This window comes from Kitasatospora sp. NPDC093558 (assembly GCF_040683475.1).
Lineage (GTDB): Bacteria > Actinomycetota > Actinomycetes > Streptomycetales > Streptomycetaceae > Kitasatospora.
In genome coordinates this window covers 1-7,385 of sequence record NZ_JBFBDY010000320.1, presented here as the reverse complement: position 1 = coordinate 7,385, position 7,385 = coordinate 1, and the positions used below count along the sequence as shown (strand labels likewise).

General features: G+C 71.1%; 6 protein-coding genes and 1 riboswitch. Of the genes, 2 read left to right on the top strand and 4 right to left on the bottom strand.

Annotation, left to right across the window (positions count from 1 at the left end; all coding sequences use genetic code 11):
* Positions 1 to 356 precede the first annotated feature (356 nt).
* A riboswitch (cyclic di-AMP (ydaO/yuaA leader) is annotated at positions 357 to 542 on the top strand.
* Positions 534 to 1,874, top strand: a complete 1,341-nt coding sequence (locus AB0O00_RS25015) for a transglycosylase family protein (protein WP_363655292.1) — start codon at positions 534 to 536, stop codon at positions 1,872 to 1,874. Its footprint overlaps the riboswitch before it by 9 nt.
* Before the next feature lie 253 nt (positions 1,875 to 2,127).
* Complete coding sequence (locus tag AB0O00_RS25010) at positions 2,128 to 2,328, top strand: hypothetical protein (RefSeq protein WP_363655290.1); 201 nt, start codon at positions 2,128 to 2,130, stop codon at positions 2,326 to 2,328.
* A gap of 139 nt (positions 2,329 to 2,467) precedes the next feature.
* On the opposite strand, the gene AB0O00_RS25005 is transcribed toward AB0O00_RS25010, so the two are convergent.
* The 4 genes from AB0O00_RS25005 to AB0O00_RS24990 all read right to left on the bottom strand — a co-directional run bounded on the left by AB0O00_RS25005 (position 2,468) and on the right by AB0O00_RS24990 (position 7,293).
* Positions 2,468 to 3,487: a LacI family DNA-binding transcriptional regulator gene (locus tag AB0O00_RS25005; protein WP_363655288.1), complete on the bottom strand. Its 1,020-nt coding sequence runs from the start codon at positions 3,485 to 3,487 to the stop codon at positions 2,468 to 2,470.
* A 25-nt stretch (positions 3,488 to 3,512) separates the two neighbouring features.
* Positions 3,513 to 5,213 carry a glycoside hydrolase family 13 protein gene (locus tag AB0O00_RS25000; protein ID WP_363655286.1) on the bottom strand — a complete coding sequence of 567 codons (1,701 nt, stop codon included), beginning with the start codon at positions 5,211 to 5,213 and terminating at the stop codon, positions 3,513 to 3,515.
* A gap of 55 nt (positions 5,214 to 5,268) precedes the next feature.
* On the bottom strand, positions 5,269 to 6,174 hold the full coding sequence (locus AB0O00_RS24995; RefSeq protein ID WP_363655284.1) for a carbohydrate ABC transporter permease: 906 nt from the start codon (positions 6,172 to 6,174) through the stop codon (positions 5,269 to 5,271).
* A gap of 114 nt (positions 6,175 to 6,288) precedes the next feature.
* Positions 6,289 to 7,293 carry a sugar ABC transporter permease gene (locus AB0O00_RS24990; protein ID WP_363655283.1) on the bottom strand — a complete coding sequence of 335 codons (1,005 nt, stop codon included), beginning with the start codon at positions 7,291 to 7,293 and terminating at the stop codon, positions 6,289 to 6,291.
* Positions 7,294 to 7,385: the final 92 nt, after the last annotated feature.

Below are 7,385 nucleotides of genomic sequence, written 5' to 3'. Positions count from 1 at the left end.
GGCCGGGGAGGCCGCCGGCGAGTAGCCGACGACAGCACGCGCGGAAGGGCCCGGAACGCACGCGTTCCGGGCCCTTCCGGCTTGCGGCGTACGGGAGTTAAGAGGCTAATGGGCGAGATGTCCGTTCTGTGAATATTTGCGCTTGAATGACAATCCGTCATTTCGATTCTGAAAATCTGCCAGTTGTGCACATCCACAGGCTTTTTGCGAGAAAACGATCATTTCCGATCATGAAGAGCAAATGCTTTGTCGCTTTTCCATAACTCGTGATGCGCATCACAGGTATTTGCAGTTCGAACTTAAGTCTGCTTAACGTGCTCCCCGTTCGTGACCACACGGACCCAGCACATCCGCAACGCCGAGTCCTGCCGTCGGGTGCGCTGGAAGCGCGAAAACGCACCACGGCAGGAGCGGGGGAACCACAGGTAAGTCGCCCCGGACCACTCCCAGGAACGGTCCAGGGCTAGGGGTGAAGCCGCGCCACAGCGCGGCCGGGCAACTCCAGCCCGAATCCGACAGCTCACCTCGCAGGCGTGGGAGAGGACCGCGTCTTCATGCTGCCCAGCAACGGCACTCGCCTGTCCAGCCGCACCCGTCGCGTCATCGCCGCCCTCGGCGTCGCGGGCGTCGGCCTCACCATCCCCTGCCTCACCACCGGCACCGCCTCCGCCGCCACCGTCGCCACCTGGGACAAGGTCGCCCAGTGCGAGAGCAGCGGCGACTGGAGCATCAACACCGGCAACGGCTTCTACGGCGGCCTGCAGTTCACCTCCAGCACCTGGGCCGCCTTCGGCGGCACCGCGTACGCCCCGCAGGCCAACCAGGCCACCAAGGACCAGCAGATCGCCGTCGCCGAGAAGGTCCTCGCCTCGCAGGGCCCCGGCGCCTGGCCCGTGTGCTCGATCCAGGCCGGCCTGACCAAGGGCGGCGCCCCGGCGGCCGTCGACACCTCCGCCGGTGCGAGCGCCGCGAAGCCGGCCGCCCCGGCCGCCAAGCCCGCCGCCCCGACTGCCCCGGCTGCTCCGGCTGCTCCGGCCACGAAGCCCGCCGCCAAGCCCGCCGCCCCGGTGCAGGACCAGGCGCAGGCTCCGGCCGCCGCCGACTCCGCCAAGGGCACCTGGGCGCAGAAGAGCCAGGACTGGGCCCAGGGCGGCACCCAGGCCGGCGCCTCCGACTACACCGTCGTGGCCGGCGACTGGCTGTCCACGATCGCCGACAAGCACAACGTCAAGGGCGGCTGGCAGCGGCTGTACGAGCTGAACCGCAGCACCCTGACCGACGGTCCGGACACCATCTACCCGGGCCAGCACCTGTCCTTCGGCGACTCCGCGCAGGCGCCGGCCGGCCAGTCCGGTGACTTCAACTGGTTCGACCGCTCGCAGAAGTCGGGCCAGTCCTCCGCCGGGAACACCGTGAACGCCCAGCCGGCCGCCGAGACCCAGACCCCGGCCGCCAAGCCGTCGTCGAAGCCCGCCGCCAAGCCGTCCGCCCAGACCCCGGCCCCGGCCGTCACCGGCTCGATGGCCGCCGCGGTCAGCTTCGCCAAGGCGCAGGTCGGCCAGGCGTACGTCTACGGCGGCACCGGCAACGGTGGCTGGGACTGCTCGGGCCTGACCCAGGCCGCGCTGCGCGCCGCGGGCATCTCCATCCCGCGCGTCGCCAACGACCAGGCCGCCGCGAGCACCCACGTCTCGCTGGACAGCCTGCAGCCGGGCGACCTGCTGTTCTGGTCCAACAACGGCCAGGACTCGGGCGTCTACCACGTCGCGATCTACATCGGTGGCGGTCAGTACGTCGAGGCCGCCAACCCGAGCTCGGGCGTCCGCCTGCAGACCATCGCCAACTGGGCGCCGGACTTCGCCGGCCGCGTCTGAGGAACCGTCCGGAGCCGTCCCGCCGGGGACGGGTCACGGATCGCGGATGACAGCGAACAGATGACAGATAACAGATGACGAAATCTGTTATCTGTCATCTGTCACCCGCCCGCCGCCCCGGGGAGAGACTGGTCGCTCTCCCCGGGGCTTCGGCGTACCCGCACATCGCGACAAGCGCGCACCGCCGCATTCGCGTGGTCAAACCCCGGCCCAACGGGCATGCTGCTGCTCTGCACCCGAGGAGGAGTCACCCATGGCCCAGGTCACCGTCACGCTCGACGCGAACCTCGCGATCGACGCGATGATGCTCTCCGGCACCAAGAGTCCGCAGGACGCCGTCGAACTGATCCTGCGCGACTACCTGGCCCGCGGTCGCCGCACCGAGACCCGCACCGGCGACGCCGCCGACGGCCACCGCCTCACCGCCGACCGCCCGGCCGTCCAGGAGGGCTGACCCCGGCACGGCACAGCACCGCACGGCACGGCGCGGCACAGCACCGCACGGCGCGGCACGGCGAAAGGCCCCCCCGCAACGCCGAAGGGCCCTGGAGAGCAACCGCCCTCCGGGGCCCTTCACCCGGCCGTCACCGGCCTCAGCGCGCGCAGGCCCCTGTGGAGCCGCGCATGACCAGCTCCGGCTGGAACATGAACTCCCCGCGCTGGGCGGCGTTCCCGCCCACTTCCTCCAGGAGGGCGTCCACCGCCGCCGTCGCCATCGCCTCGACCGGCTGGCGGATCGTCGTCAGCGGCGGCTCGGTGAAGGCGATCAGCGGCGAGTCGTCGAAGCCGACCACCGACACGTCGTGCGGCACCGACAGCCCCCGCTGCCGCACCGCCCGGATCGCCCCGAGCGCCATCATGTCGCTGCCGCACACGATCGCCGTGCACCCCTTGTCCAGCAGCGCGCCCGCCGCCGCGTGCCCGCCCTCGACGCTGAACAGCGTGTGGTGGACGAGCTGTTCGGCCTCCTCCTGGGTCCGCCCGAGGACGGTGCGCATCGCGGCCGTGAAGCCCTCGATCTTGCGCAGCACCGGCACGTACCGCCGCTGCCCGACCGCCAGCCCGATCCGCTCGTGCCCGAGCTCGGCGAGGTGCTGGACGGCCATCCACATCGCGGCCCGGTCGTCCGGCGAGATGAACGGCGCGTCGATCCGCTCGCTGAAGCCGTTGATCAGGACGAACGGCACCCCGCGCCCGGCCAGCCGGGCGTACCGGTCGTGGTCGGCGGTGGAGTCGGCGTGCAGCCCGGAGACGAAGACGATGCCCGCCACGCCCCGGTCCACCAGCATCTCGACCAGTTCGTCCTCGGTGGACCCACCGGGCGTCTGGGTGCACAGCACCGGCGTGTAGCCGTGCCGGCTGAGCACCTGCTCGATGACCTGCGCGAGCGCGGGGAAGATCGGGTTGCTCAGCTCCGGCGTGATCAGTCCGATCAGCCCGGCGCTGCGCTGGCGCAGGCGGGTCGGCCGCTCGTAGCCGAGCACGTCGAGCGCCGCCAGCACGGTCTGCCTGGTGGCGGCGGAGACGTTCGCCTTGCCGTTGAGTACGCGGGAGACGGTGGCTTCGCTGACCCCCGCCTGCGCCGCGATGTCTGAAAGTCGCGCCGTAGTCACGGTCCCAGAGCCTATTGCAACCACGTCAGACCGCCCACCAGCCGGTGCTGTCCGGTGCGAGCACCGTCTCGCCGCCGTCGACGACCAGGTCCGCCGAGGCGAGCAGCAGCCGTCCGGGGGCGGGTATCCGCACCGGCTCGCCGCTCGCGTTGACCGTGCAGACGAAGGAGCCGCGGCGGAACGCGAGCGTGCCCTCGGGGGCGTCGAGCCACTCGACCTCGGTGCCCGCGCCCAGGTCGGGCCGGGCCCGGCGGACGGCGAGCGCGCTGCGGTAGAGCTCCAGGGTGGACGTCGGGTCGCCGGTCTGCGCCTCGACGCTGAGCGCGGCCCACTCGGCCGGCTGCGGCAGCCAGGACGGCCCGCCCGCCACCGGCCCGAAGCCGTACGGCGCCTCGGTGCCGGACCACGGGATCGGGACGCGGCAGCCGTCGCGGTAGCCGTCCTGTCCGGCCTGGCGGAAGAAGGACGGGTCCTGGCGGACCTCGTCGGGCAGGTCGGTGACGTCCGGCAGGCCGAGCTCCTCGCCCTGGTACACGTACGCGGAGCCGGGCAGCGCGAGCATCAGCAGCGTGGCCGCGCGGGCCCGGCGCAGGCCGAGCGCGCGGTCGCCGGGGGTGCGGATCTGGGTGCCGAGGCCCGGCTCGTTGGCGAAGCGGGTGGCGTGCCGGGTGACGTCGTGGTTGGACAGCACCCAGGTGGTGGGGGCGTCGACCGGGCGCATCGAGTCCAGCGAGACGTCGATGACCTCGCGCAGCGCGGCGGAGTCCCAGTCGGTGCCCAGGTACTGGAAGTTGAAGGCCTGGTGGAGCTCGTCGGGGCGGACGTAGTTGGCGGTGCGCTGGACGGTCGGGGTCCAGGCCTCGGCGACGCCGATCCGCTGGCCGGGGTACTCGTCGAGGATCTTGCGCCAGCTGCGGTAGATCTCGTGCACGCCGTCCTGGTCGAAGAACGGCATGACGTCGTTGCCGAGCAGCTTGAGCTGGTCGGAGCCGCCGAGGTCGGGCAGGCCGGGGGCCTTGACCAGGCCGTGGGCGACGTCGATGCGGAAGCCGTCCACACCCATGTCGAGCCAGAACCGCAGGATCGAGCGGAACTCGTCGGCGACGGCCGGGTTCTCCCAGTTGAAGTCGGGCTGCTCCGGGGCGAACAGGTGCAGGTACCAGTCGCCGGGGGTGCCGTCCGGGTTCTCGCTGCGGGTCCAGGCCGGGCCGCCGAAGATGGACTCCCAGTCGTTGGGCGGCAGTTCGCCGGTCTCGCCCTTGCCGGGACGGAAGTGGTAGCGCTCGCGCAGCGGGGACGCGGGGCCCTCGCGCAGGGCGCGCTGGAACCACTCGTGCTGGTCCGAGGAGTGGTTGGGGACGAGGTCGACGATGATCCGCAGGCCCAGGGCGTGGGCGTCGCGGATCAGCGCGTCGGCGTCCAGCAGGGTGCCGAACATCGGGTCCACCGCGCGGTAGTCGGCCACGTCGTAGCCGGCGTCGGCCTGCGGAGAGGCGTAGAACGGCGAGAGCCAGACGGCGTCCACGCCGAGATCGCGCAGGTAGGGCAGGCGGCTGCGGATGCCCGGCAGGTCGCCCATGCCGTCGCCGTTGGAGTCGGCGAAGCTGCGCGGGTACACCTGGTAGATGACCGCGTCCCGCCACCAGCCTCTGGACGCGCCGACCTTCGCCTCGTGAGCGGCGGTGTCGGCGGCGGGCCGGGAGGTGTCGGCCAGGTTCTGGGTCATGGACGGTATCCCTCGGGGACTAGAGGAGCGAGGAGCGCTGGGACGTGTGGTGGCGTTAGGACTTGGAGGCGCCGGCGGTCAGGCCGGTGACCAGGTGCCGCTGCACCAGGTAGAAGAAGACCGAGGACGGGATCGCGATCAGCACGGCGGTCGCGGCCATGAAGTTCCACTGGGCGTCGTGCTCGCTGACGAAGGTCTGCAGGCCGACGGCCAGCGTGTACTTGTCGGAGCTGAGCATGAAGGTGGACGCGAAGGCGACCTCGGCCCAGGCGGTCAGGAACGAGTAGAACGCGGCGACCGCGAGGCCCGGGCGGGCGAGCGGCAGGACCAGCCGCCAGAAGGTGCCGATCGGGGAGAGCCCGTCGACCCGGCCGGCCTCGTCGATCTCCACCGGGATGGTGTCGAAGTAGCCCTTCAGCAGCCAGGCGCAGTACGGCACGGTGGTGGTCGAGTAGACCAGGATCAGGCCGGTGTAGCCGTCGAGCAGGCCGAGCTCGGACAGGATCGTGTACATCGGCACGATCAGCACCGCGATCGGGAACATCTGGGTGACCAGCAGCGACCACATCAGCGGCTTGTGGCCGGGGAACTTCATCCGGGAGACGGCGTAGCCGGTGGTGGCGGCGACCATGACGCCGAAGGCCGTGGTGACGCCGGAGACCAGGAAGGAGTTGCCGAACCAGGTGAAGAAGTCGGTGCCGAACAGCACGTGGTCGTAGTTCGACAGGGTCAGCTTGCCGAGGATCTCGCCGGGGTGGAGGTAGTCCGTCTTGTCCGGGCCGAGGGAGATGTAGAGGATCCACAGCACCGGGAACAGGGCGATCAGGCTGGCGAGGATCAGGGCGCCGTGGGACAGCGCGGTGACCAGCGGGCTGCTCTGGCCGCGGCCGCGGACCTTGGCGGGCCGGGCGGCCGGCGCGGGGCGCGCCGCCGGGGCGGAGGCTTCGGTGGTGGTGCTCATCGGGGGTACCTGCCTTCGTGGGTCAACTGGGTCCTGGGCCGCGGCCGTTGGCCTGCCGACTGGTGGCTGCTGGCCGTTGGCCTGCCGGCCATGGGCCTGCTAGCCGTTGGCCTGCTAGCCGTTGGCCTGCTCGTTGCGGGCGAGCCAGCGCCGGTAGAAGGCGGTGAAGACGATGAGGATGGACAGCAGGATCACGCCGTACGCGGCGGACTGCGCGTAGTCCCGGGGCTGCTGGCCGAAGCCGAGGCGGTAGGCCCAGGTGACCAGCAGCTGGGCGTCGGAGCCGCCGCTGGTGCCGAACAGCAGGAAGATGACGGCGAACTGGTTGAACGTCCAGATCACGCCGAGCAGGACAACGGTCGAGGAGACGGTGCGCAGCCCGGGCAGAGTGACGTGGCGGAAGCGCTGCCACGGCGTGGCGCCGTCCATCTCGGCGGCCTCGTACAGCTCGGCCGGGATGGACTGGAGGCCGCCGAGCAGCGAGATCATCATGAACGGCACGCCGACCCAGGTGTTGACCAGGATCGCGGCGGCCTTCTGCGCCAACGGGTCGTCCAGCCAGCCGGGTTGGGGCAGGTGGAGGGCGGAGAGCAGGCCGTTGACGGCGCCGCCGTCGGCGAGCATCAGGCGCCAGGAGAAGACGGTGACGAAGGTCGGCACGGCCCACGGCAGGATGAGCAGCATCCGGTAGACGGCGCGCCCGCGCAGCTTCTTGTTGAGCAGCAGGGCGAGGCCCAGGCCGATGGTGTAGTGCAGGACGACGCAGAGCACCGTCCAGGTGATGGTCCACACGAAGTGGGACCAGAAGCGGTCGTACGAGCCCGGGCCCCACAGGATGTCGGCGTAGTTGTGCAGGCCGACGAACTTGTAGGTGGCCGGGATGTGGTTGACGCCGATGGTGCGGGCCGAGTTGAGGCTGTTGGCGTCGGTGAGGGTGAGCCAGATGCCCTCGACCAGCGGGTAGAGCACCAGCACGCCGAGCACGAGCACGACCGGGGCGATCATCGCGTAGGCGTACCAGTGCTTGGCGTAGGAGCGCTTGAGGCGCTCCAGCGGGCCCGGACGCTGCTCGCGCTCCCGGCTGCCCTTGCCGGTGGCGCCCTGCACGGCGACTGACATCGATCACACCTTCTCGGGGGAGGTCTCGGGGAGAGCGGGTCCGGCCGCCTCGGGAGGAACGGGGTCCGGCCGCCGGGCCCGCCGGGGTGAGG